Origin of the sequence: Cribrihabitans pelagius, from assembly GCF_048820915.1 — a bacterium.
Classification (GTDB): Bacteria; Pseudomonadota; Alphaproteobacteria; order Rhodobacterales; family Rhodobacteraceae; genus Cribrihabitans_A; species Cribrihabitans_A pelagius.
The window spans coordinates 39245-54434 of record NZ_JBMERR010000024.1; the positions used below are offsets into that span (position 1 = coordinate 39245).

12 protein-coding genes and 1 pseudogene are annotated in these 15190 nt (G+C 64.1%); 7 read left to right on the forward strand and 6 right to left on the reverse strand.

Features of this window, described 5'->3' with window-relative positions:
• The first annotated feature begins 6 nt into the window (after positions 1–6).
• A complete protein-coding gene (locus ACOHX0_RS18535; protein WP_420678648.1) occupies positions 7–1599 on the forward strand; it encodes a xanthine/uracil/vitamin C permease in 1593 nt (530 codons plus the stop codon).
• 67 nt (positions 1600–1666) lie between these two features.
• On the forward strand, positions 1667–2971 hold the full coding sequence (gene guaD, locus ACOHX0_RS18540) for a guanine deaminase (protein ID WP_420678649.1): 1305 nt from the start codon (positions 1667–1669) through the stop codon (positions 2969–2971).
• A 226-nt stretch (positions 2972–3197) separates the two neighbouring features.
• On the opposite strand, the gene ACOHX0_RS18545 is transcribed toward guaD, so the two are convergent.
• A complete protein-coding gene (locus ACOHX0_RS18545; protein ID WP_475683029.1) occupies positions 3198–3683 on the reverse strand; it encodes a recombinase family protein in 486 nt (161 codons plus the stop codon).
• A 240-nt stretch (positions 3684–3923) separates the two neighbouring features.
• Here ACOHX0_RS18545 and ACOHX0_RS18550 point away from each other — a divergent pair.
• Positions 3924–4624, forward strand: a pseudogene (locus ACOHX0_RS18550) (IS30 family transposase); the annotation flags it as partial.
• 117 nt (positions 4625–4741) lie between these two features.
• On the opposite strand, the gene ACOHX0_RS18555 reads toward ACOHX0_RS18550, so the two are convergent.
• The gene (locus tag ACOHX0_RS18555) at positions 4742–6001 is read right to left on the reverse strand and encodes a urate hydroxylase PuuD (protein ID WP_420678650.1); all 1260 of its coding nucleotides are present in this window, start codon (positions 5999–6001) and stop codon (positions 4742–4744) included.
• A 105-nt stretch (positions 6002–6106) separates the two neighbouring features.
• Here ACOHX0_RS18555 and ACOHX0_RS18560 point away from each other — a divergent pair, with 105 nt between their 5' ends.
• Entirely contained in the window at positions 6107–7015 is a 909-nt protein-coding gene (locus ACOHX0_RS18560) for a LysR family transcriptional regulator (protein WP_420678651.1), read from the forward strand.
• A gap of 125 nt (positions 7016–7140) precedes the next feature.
• Here ACOHX0_RS18560 and uraH read toward each other — a convergent pair whose 3' ends face one another.
• Complete coding sequence (gene uraH, locus ACOHX0_RS18565; protein ID WP_420678652.1) at positions 7141–7497, reverse strand: hydroxyisourate hydrolase; 357 nt, start codon at positions 7495–7497, stop codon at positions 7141–7143.
• Between the two features lie 147 nt (positions 7498–7644).
• Here uraH and puuE point away from each other — a divergent pair, with 147 nt between their 5' ends.
• From puuE to ACOHX0_RS18580, 3 genes are all read left to right on the forward strand, one after another.
• Positions 7645–9060, forward strand: a complete 1416-nt coding sequence (gene puuE, locus ACOHX0_RS18570; RefSeq protein WP_420678653.1) for an allantoinase PuuE — start codon at positions 7645–7647, stop codon at positions 9058–9060.
• Positions 9057–9548, forward strand: coding sequence for an ureidoglycolate lyase (locus ACOHX0_RS18575; RefSeq protein WP_420678654.1), 492 nt, complete (start codon positions 9057–9059; stop codon positions 9546–9548). The genes puuE and ACOHX0_RS18575 overlap by 4 nt, the downstream gene beginning before the upstream one ends.
• Before the next feature lie 91 nt (positions 9549–9639).
• Positions 9640–11076: a uracil-xanthine permease family protein gene (locus ACOHX0_RS18580; protein WP_420678655.1), complete on the forward strand. Its 1437-nt coding sequence runs from the start codon at positions 9640–9642 to the stop codon at positions 11074–11076.
• Between the two features lie 60 nt (positions 11077–11136).
• On the opposite strand, the gene ACOHX0_RS18585 is transcribed toward ACOHX0_RS18580, so the two are convergent.
• From ACOHX0_RS18585 to bhcD, 3 genes are all read right to left on the reverse strand, one after another.
• Positions 11137–11649 (reverse strand): AmiS/UreI family transporter, encoded by a 513-nt coding sequence (locus tag ACOHX0_RS18585; RefSeq protein WP_420678656.1) that lies wholly within the window; start codon positions 11647–11649, stop codon positions 11137–11139.
• Positions 11650–11763: 114 nt separating this feature from the next.
• Positions 11764–14040: an NADP-dependent malic enzyme gene (locus ACOHX0_RS18590; RefSeq protein ID WP_420678657.1), complete on the reverse strand. Its 2277-nt coding sequence runs from the start codon at positions 14038–14040 to the stop codon at positions 11764–11766.
• Positions 14041–14159: 119 nt separating this feature from the next.
• A complete protein-coding gene (gene bhcD / locus ACOHX0_RS18595) occupies positions 14160–15125 on the reverse strand; it encodes an iminosuccinate reductase BhcD (RefSeq protein WP_420678658.1) in 966 nt (321 codons plus the stop codon).
• Between the last annotated feature and the right edge of the window lie 65 nt (positions 15126–15190).

Here is a 15190-nt window from a genome sequence, read left to right on the forward strand (position 1 = left end):
GCCGCCATGACTTCGGGGCGGAGCTACACTTACAAGCTGTTCTCACGCAATGACTTCAGTGCGTTCTGGGCGCTTTTCACGGACAACCTGATCAATCTGATCGTGCTGGCGGGGATCTGCCAGTTTGTCTTCAACATGCCGGCGGAGGTCGTCTTTGGCCGCATCCTGCCGGGGGCGGCAGTGGCCATTCTGGCGGGCATCGCGGTCTATACCTGGCTTGCCAAACGTACCGCTGAACGCGAAGGCCGCGATGTGACCGCGCTGCCCTACGGCATCTCGACGCCGGTGATGTTCGTCTATCTGTTCGGCGTCATTGGCCCGATTTACTGGGCCACCAACGACCCGATGCTGGCCTGGCAGGTGGGGATCGGCGCGGGCTTCATGGGCGGCATTGTCGCCGGGATGGGCGCCATTGTCGGCCCGTGGCTTAAGCGCGTGACCCCGCGCGCGGGCATGCTCGGCACGCTCTGCGGCATCGCGCTGGTGTTCATCGGCACCGTGCCGCTGGCCACCATCTTCGAAGAGCCCTTCATCGGCTTTGCCTCGATGATCATCATCCTCTGGGGCCTGGTCGGCCGCCACCGGCTGCCGTTCAACATCCCCGCTGGCCTTTTGGCGCTGATCGTCGGCACCGTGGTAGCGCTGGCGATGGGCAAGGCGTCGGTCTCCTTCGAGGGCGTGGGCGTCTACCTGCCGGTCCCCTACTTCGGTGACTTGATTGCCGGCATCCAGCATCTGTTTGCCAACCCGGAGCTGTTCCTGGTTCTGGTGCCGGTGCAGATTTACAACTTCATCGAAACCATGAACAACGTCGAAAGCGCCGAAGCGGCGGGCGACCATTACCCGGTGGCCCTGTGCCAGGTGACCGATGGTGCCGGCACGATGGTCGGCGCGCTGTTCGGCTCGCCCTTCCCGACCACCGCCTATATCGGCCACCCGGCCTATAAACGCATGGGCGCGCGCTCGGGTTATATCATCGGCGTCGGTCTGGTGATCCCCTTTGCCGCCTTCTTCGGCCTCCTGGCGTTCCTCAACAACCTGATCCCCGTGGCCGCGGCCGCGCCGGTGCTGGTGTTCGTGGCGCTCAGCCTGGTGACCAATACCGCGCATTCGGTGAAGACCGACCACATCGCCGCGGTGACCATCGCGATGATGCCGCATGTTTCGGCCTTCCTGATGGTGAAATGGGGCGCGCTGGCCGGCGCGCTGGGAGCCACCGGGGCCACCGCAATGCTGGCCTTGGGCGATCCCGAGCTGACCGCCGCGCTGCTGCAGCAGGGCGCGCATTTCACCGGCCACCAGGCGCTGAGCCAGGGCGCGATCCTGACCGGCCTTATCTGGGGCGCCATCGTGGCCAGCGTGATCGACGGCAACTTCCGCAACGCGGCCGGCTTTGCGCTGGCAGCGACGGGCATGTCACTGGTCGGCGTAATCCACTCCGCCAGCCTGCACATGCCGGATTTCAGCGGTGTGGCCATGGGATACCTGATCGCGGCGGCTTTCCTCTATATCTATCCGATCTTCCACAAGGCCGAAGAGCCGGAAGCACCGGAGGACGAGGCCACCCCCCGGGTGCCGCATCTGCCGGCAGGCGAATAACTACCCTGAAAGCCTGGTCAGGGGGCGGACGGCCGCCCCTTGACCGCAATCCAAGGACATCACGACAATGACATCGAAACAGAAGCTGCTGCGCGGCCGGGTGCTTTCCTTCACTGCCGAGCCGCAGGGTGCCGACGATACCGCCGCCTATGAGTTCATCGAGGACGGCGCGCTGCTGGTGGCGGACGGCCTGATCCTCGCCAAGGGCAGCTACGGCGATATCGCCGCCCGGGCGCCGGGCGCCGAATTGGTGGACCACCGCCCCAACATCCTGATGGCGGGGTTCATCGATACTCATTTGCATTTTCCGCAGGTGCAGGTGGTCGCCAGCTGGGGATCGCAGCTGCTGGACTGGCTCAACAGCTATACCTTCCCGGAAGAGACCCGCTTTGCCGATCCCGGCCACAGTGCCGAGATGGCGAGCCATTTCTTCGACCTCTTGACCAGCCACGGCACCACCACGGCGGTTGCTTATTGCTCGGTCCATAAAACCTCGGCTGAGGCCTATTTCGACGAGGCCGCGCGCCGCAACATGCGGATGATCGGCGGCAAGGTTCTGATGGACCGCAACGCGCCCGAAGGCCTCACCGACACGCCGCAAAGCGGCTATGACGACACCAAGGCGCTGATCGAAAAATACCACGGCAAGGGGCGTGGCATTTATGCGGTGACTCCCCGCTTTGCGATCACCTCCACCGCCGAACAGCTGGAGATGGCAGGCACGCTGGTGCGCGAACACCCCGATTGCTACGTGCAGACGCATCTGTCGGAAAACCACGACGAGATCGCCTTCACCGCCGAGCTGTACCCGGAGGCGCGGGATTATCTGGACGTCTACCAGTCTTACGGCCTGCTGACTGAAAAGATGCTGCTCGGCCACTCGATCCACCTGCAGCCGCGCGAGATCGATGCGCTTGCCGAAACCGGCGCCAAGCCGGTGTTCTGCCCGACCTCCAACCTGTTTCTGGGCAGCGGGCTGTTTGATGACGCGGGCCTGCGCGCACGCGGCATCACCAATGCAATTGCCACCGACATCGGGGCCGGCACCAGCTATTCCATGCTGCAGACCCTGAACGAGGGCTACAAGGTCCTGCAGCTGCAGAACCAGAAATTGCATCCCTTGCGTGCCTTCCACTGGATCACCCGCGGCAATGCGGTGGCGCTGGGGCTGGAAGACAAGATCGGCACGCTGGAAGCCGGGACCGAGGCTGATATTGTGGTGCTCGATTCCCGCGCGACCCCGGCGATGGAGCTCAGGATGCGGCGGGCAGAGACGCTGTCGGAGGAGCTCTTCGTGCTGCAGACCCTCGGCGACGACCGGTCCATCGCCCAAGTGTATGCCGCGGGCGAGGCAATGAAGCCGACCTGCTAAACCCGCATCCGGCCCGGGCTATCCCGGGCCGCACCTGTCTCACTGTCCTGCCGCTGCAGCAGGACGCTGTGCTGCCAGGTGCAGCAGGGACCTGACTGCGCGCCCGGCTGGCATCCCGATGCCTGGGGTGCGGCCAGGCCGAGCCACCGCGGCAGTCGCCGCAGGCTCCCCTTCGCCCCTATCCTGCGTGCGTTCTGGGAAGAGTAACACGCGCAACGTTTCACCATTATAGCAAGCTTGCCGGTGGCGTCCTGTTTGGTGCAGGAGGGGTCGTTTGCGGGACGGTGTGAAATCCTACGTTAGCGGCCAAGGACCCGTTTTCCGCAGTACACAGGTTTCCGCTAGGAACGGCATACCGATAGAGCGGGACGGGCTTTACGCCTGGTTCCTTGCAGAGCGCAGAAACCGATGTGTCTCTGTCTGCCATGGTGGCCTGAGCCATTCGAACCTGGGCCTTGGTCAACGCGAATTTCCTTGCGCCTTTGCGTGCACGGGCCCGCGCGGCCTGCGGCCCGGCCATGGTGCGTTCGCGGTTCAACTCACTTTCAAACCCGGCCAACGCGGCAAATATCCCGAACGACAGGCGAACAGCTGCGGTTGTTGTATCGATCTGCGCTCCCTGGCCAGTGAGCACTTTCAGGCCGACATGACCTTGTTGCTGTAACCATCCACGCCCGCAACGACGTGCCAAGGCGGGATCGTAACAATCCATATTGGGAGGCAGTCATGTCGGAGATTATCACGAAGAGCGCGGCCAGTCGCGGACACCGGAATCCCCGCCGAAATAATTACATAAGCCTGATTATCAAGCGCCGAAGTCTCCACCGGGCGGGTTCGCATCCGAAGTGCAAATGCTGCAGCAGAACAGGAGCTTGCGCGGCGGCTGACGAAAGGGACATTGCGACCCTCGCCTGAGTTTGGGGGAACGCAGGAGGATTGCCAAATAGTGTGACGCCGCGCCATCCATCAAAATATGATCGTCCGCCCGCAGCTCAAGGCCGCCACCGTAGACCGTCTCAAGGCTGGTTGGCCACCCGAGCAGATCGCCGGCAGACCGCGTTTGAAAGGGCGTCCGGTCCGCGTGAGCCACAAGACGATCTGCCGCTTCGCCCATTCCAGCGATGGCCGGGCCGGAGCTTTCTGCCGGCACCTTCCCGAACACCGCAAACCCCGCAGGCCGCGCGGGTGCAGGCGGCACCATCGCACGCAGGTCTTCGATAGCCAAAGCTTGTCACGCAGGCCAAGCGTGTCAGCCGGTAAGCCGTCGTGATGCCCAATGAAGACTGCAATGCGAATCCGATCATGGAGGCGCTGGTTGACGGGTTGGCTCCCCGGCCAGCGGATGCACGGCAGTCGAATACCTTTGACCGCGGCACCGAGTTCTCAGCTTGGCGCCGTCTCAAGGACGGGATCGGTGCGGACAGCTGGTTCTGCGATCTGCAAATATCCTGGCAGAAAGGCAGCGTGGAAAACACCCGCAACAGGCTGCGAAATTACCCGCCCCGCTCGACCGAGCCGACGGCGCTGACAAACCGATATTCGAGGTCGATGTGTCAACGCATCAATTCCATCCCGCCCAAGTGCCTCGGCTGCAGGACACCCGCCGGGATTTTCGAAAGCAAGCCCATGAAGATCCGGAACCGCTTTCTGTAAAAGAACAAATCGGAAAATGCGCTTCAGCGTGAGCTCACACTGGAAAGCAAAGTCCTGCCGGCCACGGGGGCCGGCAGGTTTGACTTGGCAGAGTTTAGCGCTGCTTTCCGCGCGGGCTCAGTTCGACGCCAGGGCGAAAGGCAGGTCTTGCGATGCGCTGCCGTACCAGCGGCGGATCAGGGTGCGTTCCTCGTCCTCCATGTGGGAGACATTCGCAGGCGGCATCGCGTGAGTGGCGCCGGCCTGGAGGTAGATCTCCTTGGCGTATTTCGCCACATCCGCCGGCGTTTCCAGGAGCACGTTCTTGGGGGCGCGGCGGATGCCGTCATAATAGGGCTCGCGCGCGTGGCACATGGCGCAGCGGCCGGGGACCACGTTCATCACCTCCTCGAAGTGCTGATTGCTGGCAAAGACCTGCTCGCTCTTGGTCAGTTCGCGCGCTTCGCTTTCCTCGTAAGTGTCCTGCTGCAGCGGTGCCTGGCTCAGGATCATGATGCCGATGAACAGGATCGCAGTCACCGGCCAGGTCCAGGTCGGGTTGCTGGTGCCTGCGTGGTTGCTGTTGAAGTAATGGCGAATGGTCACCCCCATCAGGAACACCAGCGCCGCGATCAGCCAGTTGTACTCGGTGGCAAAGGCCAGCGGGTAGTGGTTCGACAGCATCAGGAACACAACCGGCAGCGTCAGGTAGTTGTTATGGGTCGAGCGCAGCTTGGCGATCTTGCCATACTTGGCGTCGGGCGTGCGGCCTTCCTGCAGGTCCTTCACCACGATGCGCTGGTTCGGCATGATGATGAAAAAGACGTTGGCCGTCATGATGGTAGCGGTGAAGGCGCCCAGGTGCAGCATCACGGCACGGCCGGTGAAAATCTGGTTGTAGCCCCAGCCCATCGCGACCAGCAGCACGAACAGCAGCACCATCAGGAAGGTCGGCTTTTCCCCCAGCGGCGACTTGCACAGGAAGTCGTAGACCAGCCAGCCAATGCTCAGCGACGCGCCGGAAATCAGGATGCCCTGCCACAGCGCCAGGTCGGCCTTGGTCGAGTCGATCAGGTACAGCTCGCCGCCCGCCCAGTAGACGATCATCAAGAGGCCCGCCCCTGACAGCCAGGTTGCGTAGCTTTCCCATTTGAACCAGATCAGATGGTCCGGCATGTTTTCCGGCGCCACCAGGTATTTCTGGATGTGGTAGAAACCGCCGCCATGGACCTGCCACTCCTCGCCATGCGCGCCGACCGGCAGATGCGGAACCTTCCGCAAGCCGAGGTCCAGCGCGACGAAGTAGAAGGACGATCCGATCCAGGCAATGGCGGTGATGACATGAAGCCAGCGGACCGCGAAGCCCAGCCAGTCCCACATGATCACGAGCTCTTCCATTGTTCTCTCCTCATTAGCTTTGCCAGCGACGCTAGTGCATGTGTCTATTTTCGTGTATTGGGGAAAAAGTCCAAGCTGCTTCAAAATAACTAAAAGAATACCCTGATGGCCTATCTCGACAATATCCGTACATTCGTCCGGGTCTACGAACTTGGCAACATGTCAGCTGCGGCCCGCGACATGCGGATTTCGGCGGCGGTGGCGTCCTCGCGCATCTCGCAGCTGGAGGAGCATCTGAACGTGCGCCTGTTCCAGCGCACCACGCGGCTGCTCAATCCGACCGAACAGGGCAACCTGTTCTACCGCGGCGCGGTCAAGATCCTGGAGGCGGTGGACGAGGCCGAGGCCGATATCAGCAATGTAACTCAGACGCCGCGCGGCACGCTGTATGTAGCGGCGCCGCTGGGGGTTGGGCAGCGACTGATTGCGCCCGCGGTGCCAAAATTCAAGGAAGCCTACCCGCTGATCTCGATCCGGCTGCGGCTGTCGGACCGCAAGCTGGACCTGGCGGCGGAAGGTCTGGATGCGGCCTTCTTCCTTGGCGTGCCGGAGGATTCCAACCTGCGCATCCGCAAGATCGCCGATTGCCCGCGGGTTTTGTGCGCTGCGCCGGAGTACATCGCGAGCCGCGGCATGCCGGTCAGCAGCGAGGAGCTGAAAACCGGCGCCCATGACTGCCTGAATCTGCGTTACCCCGGCGCGCCCGAGTTCCAGTGGCCCCTGCGCAGCGGTGAGGGGGTGAAGCGGGTGACGGTTTCGGGGCCGTTCGAATCCGACCACGGAGACGTGCTCACCAGCTGGGCGCTGGACGGGCACGGGATTATCCTCAAGCCGGTGTTCGAGATCTCCGAGCATCTCGCCTCGGGCCGGCTGGTTCCGGTGCTGGAGCAGGAGCCGCCGGTGCCGATCCAGATGGCCTGTCTTTACGTCCACCGCCGCCACCAGGACCCGAAGGCACGGCTGTTCATGGATTTCATGGTGGATCACATCCAGGCCTCGCTGCCCGCAGACTAAAGAAGCCATGCCCGGCGGCGTTTGGCCTTGTTCCGCGCGGGCGCCGGACTGCAAAGTGCCTGCCTCAAACCTTTGAGGCAGGCACTACCGGAAAGTGTCCAGCCGGGGCGAGGTAAGTGTGCGGCTCAGCTGCCGCGGTAGGTCGAGTATCCGAAGGGCGACAGAAGCAGAGGCACATGGTAGTGGCTGTCCGCCTCGCTGATGCCGAAGCGGAGCGGCACCTCGTCCAGGAACAGGGGATCGGCCCCCGCCTGCCCCGTCGCGCGCAGGTAACCGCCCGCGTGGAACACCAGCTCGTAAGTGCCGGTGGCAAATTCGCCCGCCGGCAGGATTTGCTCGTCGGTGCGGCCGTCATCGTTGGTGGTCAGGCTGCGCAGATGGCTGCGCTCACCGCCCTCGATGCGGTAGAGATCGATCTTCAGCCCTTCGGCCGGGCAGCCGCGGGCGGTGTCCAGCACATGGGTGGTCAGAAATCCGGCCATGTCATGCCTCCTTGGTCCGATTGCCTAGGTATGAGGCTTTGCCGGGCGTACATACACAAGCAAGAGTCAAAAAGTTCTTTCAAAAATTTACTGAAAGCTGCCGTAATTGTTTTGGCCTATAAGTAACAAAACGACAGGAGATCCAACGTGACGCGCTACACCCGCGATATGCGTGGCTACGGTGCCCGGGCACCGCACCCGCAATGGCCCGGCAACGCCAAGGCCGCCGTGCAATTTGTGCTCAACTACGAAGAAGGCGGCGAGAACTGCATCCTGCATGGCGATGCCGCGTCCGAAGCCTTCCTTTCAGATATTCCGGGCGCCGCGCAATGGCCGGGCCAGCGACACTGGAACATGGAATCGATCTATGAATATGGCGCGCGGGCCGGCTTCTGGCGGCTGCACCGGCTGTTCACCGGCGCGGGCATTCCGCTGACCATCTATGGCGTCGCCACCGCGCTTGCCCGTAATCCCGAACAGGTGCAGGCGATGAAGGACGCCGAGTGGGAGATCGCCAGCCACGGCCTGAAGTGGGTCGAGCACAAGGACATGCCCGAGGAAGAGGAGCGCGCCGCCATCGCCGAAGCGGTGCGGCTTCACACCGAGGTCGTGGGCGAACGCCCGCGCGGCTGGTACACCGGCCGCTGCAGCGCCAACACCGTGCGGCTGGTCGCCGAAGAGGGCGGCTTCGACTACATCTCCGACACCTACGACGACGACCTGCCCTACTGGCTGGAAGCCGGGGAGCGCGATCAGCTGATCATCCCCTACACGCTCGAAGCCAACGACATGCGCTTTGCCACGGCGCCCGGCTACATCACCGGCGAGCAGTTCTTCCAGTACCTGAAGGACGCCTTCGACGTGCTTTATGCTGAAGGCGAAGCGGACGCGCCCAAGATGATGACCATCGGGCTGCACTGCCGCCTGATCGGCCGCCCGGGCAAGATCGCGGGGCTGAAGCGCTTCATCGAGTATATCCAGGGGTTCGAGGGCGTCTGGTGCCCGCGCCGGATCGACATCGCCGGGCATTGGGCCGAAACCCACCCGCCCCAGACGCGCGAGCGCCCCAGCCGGATGGACCGGGAGACCTTCGTGGCCAAATATGGCTCGATCTTCGAGCATTCGCCCTGGATCGCCGACCGCGCCTTTGACCTGGAGCTGGGCCCTGCCCATGACTGCGCCGCGGGTGTGCATAACGCGCTGTGCCGGATCTTCCGCACCGCTTCCGAGGAAGAGCGCCTGGGCGTGCTGACCGCGCACCCGGACCTGGCGGGTAAGCTGGCCGCGGCGGGACGCCTCACCGCCGAGAGCACCTCGGAACAGTCCAGCGCCGGCCTTAATATGCTGACCGACGAGGAGCGCGAGACTTTCCAGCGGCTCAACACCGAATATGTGGAGAAGCACGGCTTCCCCTTCATCATCGCGGTGCGCGATCACGACAAGGCGTCGATCATGGCGGCCTTCCAGCGCCGCATCGGCAATGACCGCACCACCGAGTTCGCAGAGGCCTGCCGCCAGGTGGAGCGCATCGCCCAGTTCCGCCTGCAGGACATCCTGCCATGAGCCGGCTGCTGACGGCACAGCCCCTGACCGCCGAAGGGTTTGCCCCCTTCGGCGAGGTGATCGAGGTGTCGGGCAAGCCGGACAAGATCATCAACCAGGGCATGTGCGGCCGCCACCATGACCTGGCGCGGCTGGACTTCGGCCCCGGCGGGCGCGCGGGCATCAGCCTGTTCGACGCCCAGGCCAGGCACCTGCCGCACACGCTCGACATGGTGGAACGCCACCCCGAGGGCAGCCAGGCCTTCGTGCCGGTGAGCGGCGTACCGATGCTGGTGGTGGTGGCCGAGGATGGCGAAGGCACACCAGTGAACGTCCAGGCTTTCATCAGCGCACCGCATCAGTCCATCAACCTGCACCGCGGCGTCTGGCACGGGGTGCTTTGCCCCTTGGGCGCGCCCGGCCAATATGTGGTGATCGACCGGATCGGCGAGACCCCGAACCTGCAGGAACACTGGTTCGCCGACCCTTACTCCATCATCGCGGGCTGATCCCGCGGACGGAACAAAGACACCAACCAACCCGAAGCCGCCATCCCAAGAAAAAGAAGCGGCAAGATCCCCATGACCGACAGGAGAAGACATGGCTGATACTTCCATTGGGACGCCAGAACAGCTGCGCGACCCGAATTACACCCCTCCCCTGCACAAGGCGGTGCCGCTGGGCATCCAGCATGTGCTGGCGATGTTCGTCTCGAACGTGACACCTGCCATCATCGTCGCGGGCGCGGCCGGCTTCGGCTTCGGCTCTAACTCGCCGGATTTCCCCGAACTGCTGTATCTGATCCAGATGTCGATGCTGTTTGCGGGCATCGCGACGCTGCTGCAGACCATCACCCTCGGCCCCGTCGGCTCGGCGCTTCCGATCGTGCAGGGCACCTCTTTTGCCTTCCTGCCGATCATGATCCCGCTGGTTGCGGGCAAAGGCGTTGATGGGCTGGCGGCGCTGTTCACCGGCGTCATCGTGGGCGGTATCTTCCACGGAATGCTCGGCACGGTGATTGGCAAGATCCGCTTCGCCCTGCCGCCGCTTGTCACTGGCCTTGTGGTCACCATGATCGGTCTGGCGCTGGTCAAGGTCGGCATCCAGTATGCCGCAGGCGGTGTGCCTGCGATCGGCACACCGGAATATGGCTCAGCCCTGAACTGGTCTGCAGCGCTGGTGGTGATCGTGGTCACCCTCGGGCTCAAGTTCTTCACCAAGGGCATGCTGTCGGTTTCCGCTGTGCTGCTCGGGCTGATCGTGGGCTATATCTACGCCCTGATGACCGGCATGCTGACCTTCGAGGCGGTTTCCGGCTCCTGGTCCGGGGCCGCAGCCTTTGCTCTGCCGCAGCCCTTCAAATACGGTTTCGAGTTTTCCGCCGCCGCCATCATCGGCTTCTGCCTGATGAGCTTTGTCTCGGCGGTGGAAACCGTGGGCGATGTCTCCGGCGTGACCAAGGGCGGCGCGGGCCGTGAGGCGACCGAGGAGGAGATTGCAGGCGCGACCTTTGCCGATGGTACCGGCACTGCCCTTGCGGGATTCTTCGGCGCCTTCCCCAACACTTCCTTCAGCCAGAACGTCGGCCTGATTGCGATGACCGGGGTGATGAGCCGCCACGTGGTGACTTGCGGGGCGATCTTCCTGATTGTCTGCGGGCTGGTGCCCAAGGTGGGTGCGGTGATCCGCACGGTTCCGATCGAGGTGCTGGGCGGCGGTGTGATCGTCATGTTCGGCATGGTGGTTGCGGCTGGCGTGTCGATGCTGTCGGACGTGGACTGGAACCGGCGCAACATGGTGATCTTCGCGATTGCGCTGTCGATCGGCCTCGGCTTGCAGCTGGAGCCGGGCGCGCTGCAGCATATGCCGGATACCGCGCGCATCCTGCTGACCAGCGGCCTCTTGCCCGCGGCGCTGATCGCCATCGTGCTGAACCTCGCCCTGCCCGAGGAACTGGCCGATGAATCAACCGAAGAGGTCTCCGGCGGGTTGAGCGGTCACGGCCGCGGCTCGCTGCCGAAGGAACACCACGGCTGAGCAAGGGAACCTCCGGAAAAAGAAAAAGCCGGCCCTCGGGGCGGCTTTTGCCGTGGTAGCTCAGACCAGGATTCCGTGAAGCACCAGAAGCCCCGGCAACCAGCCGGTGAACAGGCCGCAGAGCAGTGTGGCGGCAGCGGTCATGCGGGGGCGCCCGGTCTTCAGGGCAAGCTCGAGGAAATAAAGAAACCACAGACCCGCCCAGGCCGCCCAGCAGAAGGCGAGCCAGTAATCCAGCGGCGCTTCGGCCCCTGCCAGCCCGCGCCAGGCCATCGGCGCCGCCGTCAGCGCAACAAAGCCGCTGAACCACCCCAGCCCCTCGCCTCCGGCGCCAGTCAGGCGGTTGTAGCCGACCCACAGGTAGGTGGTGCCGAAGAGCAGCGTCATGGCGCTTCCCAACATGTCTGCCGCAGCAACGGCGCTTGCTGCATCGCGCAGCGCAATGACAAAGAACACCAGCGCCGCGACCGCGTTTATCAGAATAATCTCCCGGTCCTGTATCCGGCCCAGGAGCCAGACCCCGTTCAGACACAACACGACTCCCACCACGAGGAGGCTCAAGCCAAGAAACATCGGCGTTTTCCATTTTCAGAAGGATTGCAGAAGATAAGGAGAGGCGGGCCGAAGCCCCCTCTCCAAATCAGGCCGCTTAAGGCGGCAGTATTGGCCCGGCGCGGGCCGCCGGGTTCAGCCGTAGCTCGACACCGCGGACCCCGCCAGCGCTGCGGTATTCAGCAGACCCCGCACGGTGACCGAGGGCGTCACGATATGCACCCGGTTGCCCATGCCCATCAGGACCGGGCCAACCTCCAGTCCGCCGCCGATGGACTTCAGCAGGTGGCGCGCGGTGCCGGCGGCCTCGGCATTGGCATAAACCAGCACGTTGGCCTTGCCGGTAAGCCGCCCTTCCGGGAACAGACGTTCGCGCAGCTCCGGGTCGAGCGCAGCATCGGTGTGCATCTCGCCCTCGTATTCGAAATCGAGAGGCATACCGTCGAGGATCTCCAGCGCGCCGCGCATCACCCGGCCCGAGACGCTGTCGAGGTTGCCGAACTGCGAGCCGCCGCACAGCGCGATCTTCGGCTCGACCCCAAAGCGGCGCACATGGCGGGCAGCACCGATCACCACCTCGGCCAGCTGTCCAGCGGTGGGTTCCACATGCACATGGGTGTCGGCGACAAACAGCGGCCCCTGATCGAGGATCTGCAAAGACAGGGCGCCGATGGGATGCAGCTCACCGGTAGAGAGAACCTGCGCGGCATAGTTCAGATGCCAGCGGTATTCGCCGAAGGTGCCGCAGATCATGCTGTCAGCCTCGCCGCGCTGCACCATCACGGCGGCGATGGCGGTACTGTTGGTGCGCAGGATCGCGCGGGCCAGATCGGGCGTCACGCCTTTGCGGCGCATAATCCGGTGGTAGCTCTCCCAGTAGTCGCGGTAGCGCGGATCGTTTTCCGGGTTCACCAGCTCGAACTCGGCGCCGGGCCGAATGCTGAGGCCCTCGCGCTCCAGCCGCGCCTCCACCACTTCGGGGCGGCCGATCAGCACCGGACGGTCGCTGCCCTCCTCCACCATGGCCTGGGCCGCGCGCAGCACGCGCTCGTCCTCGCCGTCGGCAAAGACGATGCGGCGCGCGGCACTGCGCGAAGCATCGAACACCCGCCGCATGATAGCATAGGAGCGGAAGGCCTCGCCCTGCAGCCGGTTGCGGTATTCCTCTAAATCCAGCTTGCGCGTCGCGGAGCCGGACTCGATGGCGGCGCGGGCCACGGCGGTGGCGATGGTGGGCAGCAGGCGCGGGTCAAAGGGCTTGGGGATCAGGTAGTCCGGCCCAAAAGCCAGCCGCTCGCCGCGGTAAGCCTCGCCCACTTCGGCCGAGGTCGTGGCGCGGGCAAGCCCCGCGATGGCTTCGACACACGCCAGCTTCATCGCGTCGTTGATCTCGGTTGCGCCCGCATCCAGCGCGCCGCGGAAGATGAACGGGAAGCAGAGGACGTTGTTCACCTGGTTCGGATAATCGCTGCGCCCGGTGGCGATCAGCGCGCCGGGTGCCGCGGCGCGGGCTTCCTCCGGCATGATCTCGGGCGTGGGGTTGGCGAGCGCAAAGATGATCGGATCCTTTGCCATCCTTTCCACCATCGCCTTGGTCAGCAATCCGGGGCCGGAGACGCCGAGGAAGACATCGGCCCCCGCCAGGGCCTCCTCGGTGGTGCGCAGATCCGTCTCACGCGCGAACTCCTGCTTTTGCGGGTTCAGATCGCTGCGCCCGGAATGCACCACGCCCTTGCTGTCGAGCATGGTGATATGGTGTTTCGGCACCCCCATTACCATCAGCATCTTGAGGCAGGCAATTCCGGCGGCCCCGGCGCCAAGGGCCACGACCCTGATGTCCTCGACCTTCTTTTCAGCCACGATCAGGGCATTCTTCAGGGCCGCGGCGGCGACAATTGCGGTGCCGTGCTGGTCATCATGGAAAACCGGAATGTTCATCCGCTCGCGGCACAGACGTTCCACCTCGAAACAGTCGGGCGCCTTGATGTCTTCCAGGTTGACAGCGCCGAAGGTCGGCTCCAGCCGGGCGACGAGATCGGCGAGCTTTTCCGGGTCGGTCTCGTTCACTTCGATGTCGAAACAATCGATGCCCGCGAATTTCTTGAACAGGACCGCCTTTCCCTCCATCACCGGCTTGGACGCCTGCGCACCGATATTGCCCAGCCCCAGCACCGCGGTGCCGTTGGAGATTACCGCGACCAGGTTGCCCTTGGCGGTATAACGCGCAGCGTCGGCCGGGTTGCCGACGATTTCCATGCAGGCATCGGCAACGCCGGGGGAATAGGCGTTCGACAGATCGCGCCCTGTCGCCATCGGCTTGGTCGCGCGGATTTCAAGTTTCCCGGGCCTGGGGAAGGCGTGATAGTCCAGCGCCTCCTGGCGCTTGCTGGCAGATTTGTCGTCCAGAGCCATATGCTGTTTCTCCTCCTTGGCAGCAAAAAGGCCCCGCGCAGCAGTGCGCAAGGCCTCGCCCGGCGCCGCGAGGGCGCCGGGATTTGATCAGTGCAGAGTGATCCGCAGGCCTTGCGGGCTCAGAAATCCACGTCGATGGCGACGCCCGCCTCGATGGCGCGCTCAACCACGGCGCCTGCCACGGCAAGGTCCTGCAATCCAACGCCGGTGCCGTCGAACAGGGTGATCTCATCCGCGCCGGTGCGGCCCGGGTGGTCGCCGTTGATCACCGCGCCGATCTCGTTGATCTGGCTGTTCTGGATCAGCCCCTGCGCAATCGCGTGCTGGCATTCGCCGATGCTGACCGATTGCGCGATCTCGTCAGTGAAGACGGTGGCGCGCGCGACCAGCGCCGCGTCGACCTCCTGTTTGCCCTTGGTGTCGGTGCCCATGCAGGCGATGTGGGTCGGCCCGTTCACATGCGCATCCAGCAGGATCGGATCGAAGCTGGAGGTGATCGAGACGATCACATCGGCCTCGGCCCCCAAACGATCCAGCTCGACCTGCTCGAACGGCAGCCCGGCCTCCTTGGCCACATCTTCAAGGCGGGAGAGCATTTCGGGGTGCAGGTTCCAGCCGATGACCTTCTCGAAGTTGCGCTGCTCCAAAGCGGCGCGCAGCTGGAACGCCGACTGGTGGCCCGCGCCGATCATGCCGATCACCTTGGCACTCTTGGGCGCCAGATGCGCAATCGACACGGCCGAGGCCGCCGCGGTGCGCAGCGCGGTCAAGAGGTTGCCGCCCACCACCGCGCGGCATTTGCCGGTGTCCGCGTCGAACAGGAACACGGTGGACTGGTGGTTGGTCAGCCCCTTGGCCTCGTTCCCCGGCCAGTAGCCGCCGGATTTCAGCCCGAGGTTCAGCGCGTCGCGGTCAAAGCCGGATTTGAAGCCGTAGAGCGCATCGGCATGGCCAATCGCCTCGCGGATCACCGGGAAGTTGTAGGCCGAGCGCTTGGACATGGAGGCAAAGACCTGCTCGACCGCGTCGAATGCGTCCTTGCGGCTGACCAGATCCGCGATGGCCTTTTCGGGCACAATATACATTGTTGCTTCTCCTCAAGAAAAAAGCCGGCGGAGGGCGGCACGCGCACCTCCGCCAGTTCGGGGAT

Bases quoted from the DNA above. Each gene is read 5' to 3' on its own strand.
- ACOHX0_RS18580 (WP_420678655.1), top strand. From the start codon at position 9,640: ATGGCTGATACTTCCATTGGGACGCCAGAACAGCTGCGCGACCCGAAT.
- ACOHX0_RS18590 (WP_420678657.1), bottom strand. From the start codon at position 14,040: ATGGCTCTGGACGACAAATCTGCCAGCAAGCGCCAGGAGGCGCTGGAC.
- ACOHX0_RS18555 (WP_420678650.1), bottom strand. From the start codon at position 6,001: ATGGAAGAGCTCGTGATCATGTGGGACTGGCTGGGCTTCGCGGTCCGC.
- ACOHX0_RS18545 (WP_475683029.1), bottom strand. From the start codon at position 3,683: ATGGATTGTTACGATCCCGCCTTGGCACGTCGTTGCGGGCGTGGATGG.
- ACOHX0_RS18560 (WP_420678651.1), top strand. From the start codon at position 6,107: ATGGCCTATCTCGACAATATCCGTACATTCGTCCGGGTCTACGAACTT.
- guaD (WP_420678649.1), top strand. From the start codon at position 1,667: ATGACATCGAAACAGAAGCTGCTGCGCGGCCGGGTGCTTTCCTTCACT.
- ACOHX0_RS18535 (WP_420678648.1), top strand. From the start codon at position 7: ATGACTTCGGGGCGGAGCTACACTTACAAGCTGTTCTCACGCAATGAC.
- bhcD (WP_420678658.1), bottom strand. From the start codon at position 15,125: ATGTATATTGTGCCCGAAAAGGCCATCGCGGATCTGGTCAGCCGCAAG.
- uraH (WP_420678652.1), bottom strand. From the start codon at position 7,497: ATGGCCGGATTTCTGACCACCCATGTGCTGGACACCGCCCGCGGCTGC.
- ACOHX0_RS18575 (WP_420678654.1), top strand. From the start codon at position 9,057: ATGAGCCGGCTGCTGACGGCACAGCCCCTGACCGCCGAAGGGTTTGCC.
- ACOHX0_RS18585 (WP_420678656.1), bottom strand. From the start codon at position 11,649: ATGTTTCTTGGCTTGAGCCTCCTCGTGGTGGGAGTCGTGTTGTGTCTG.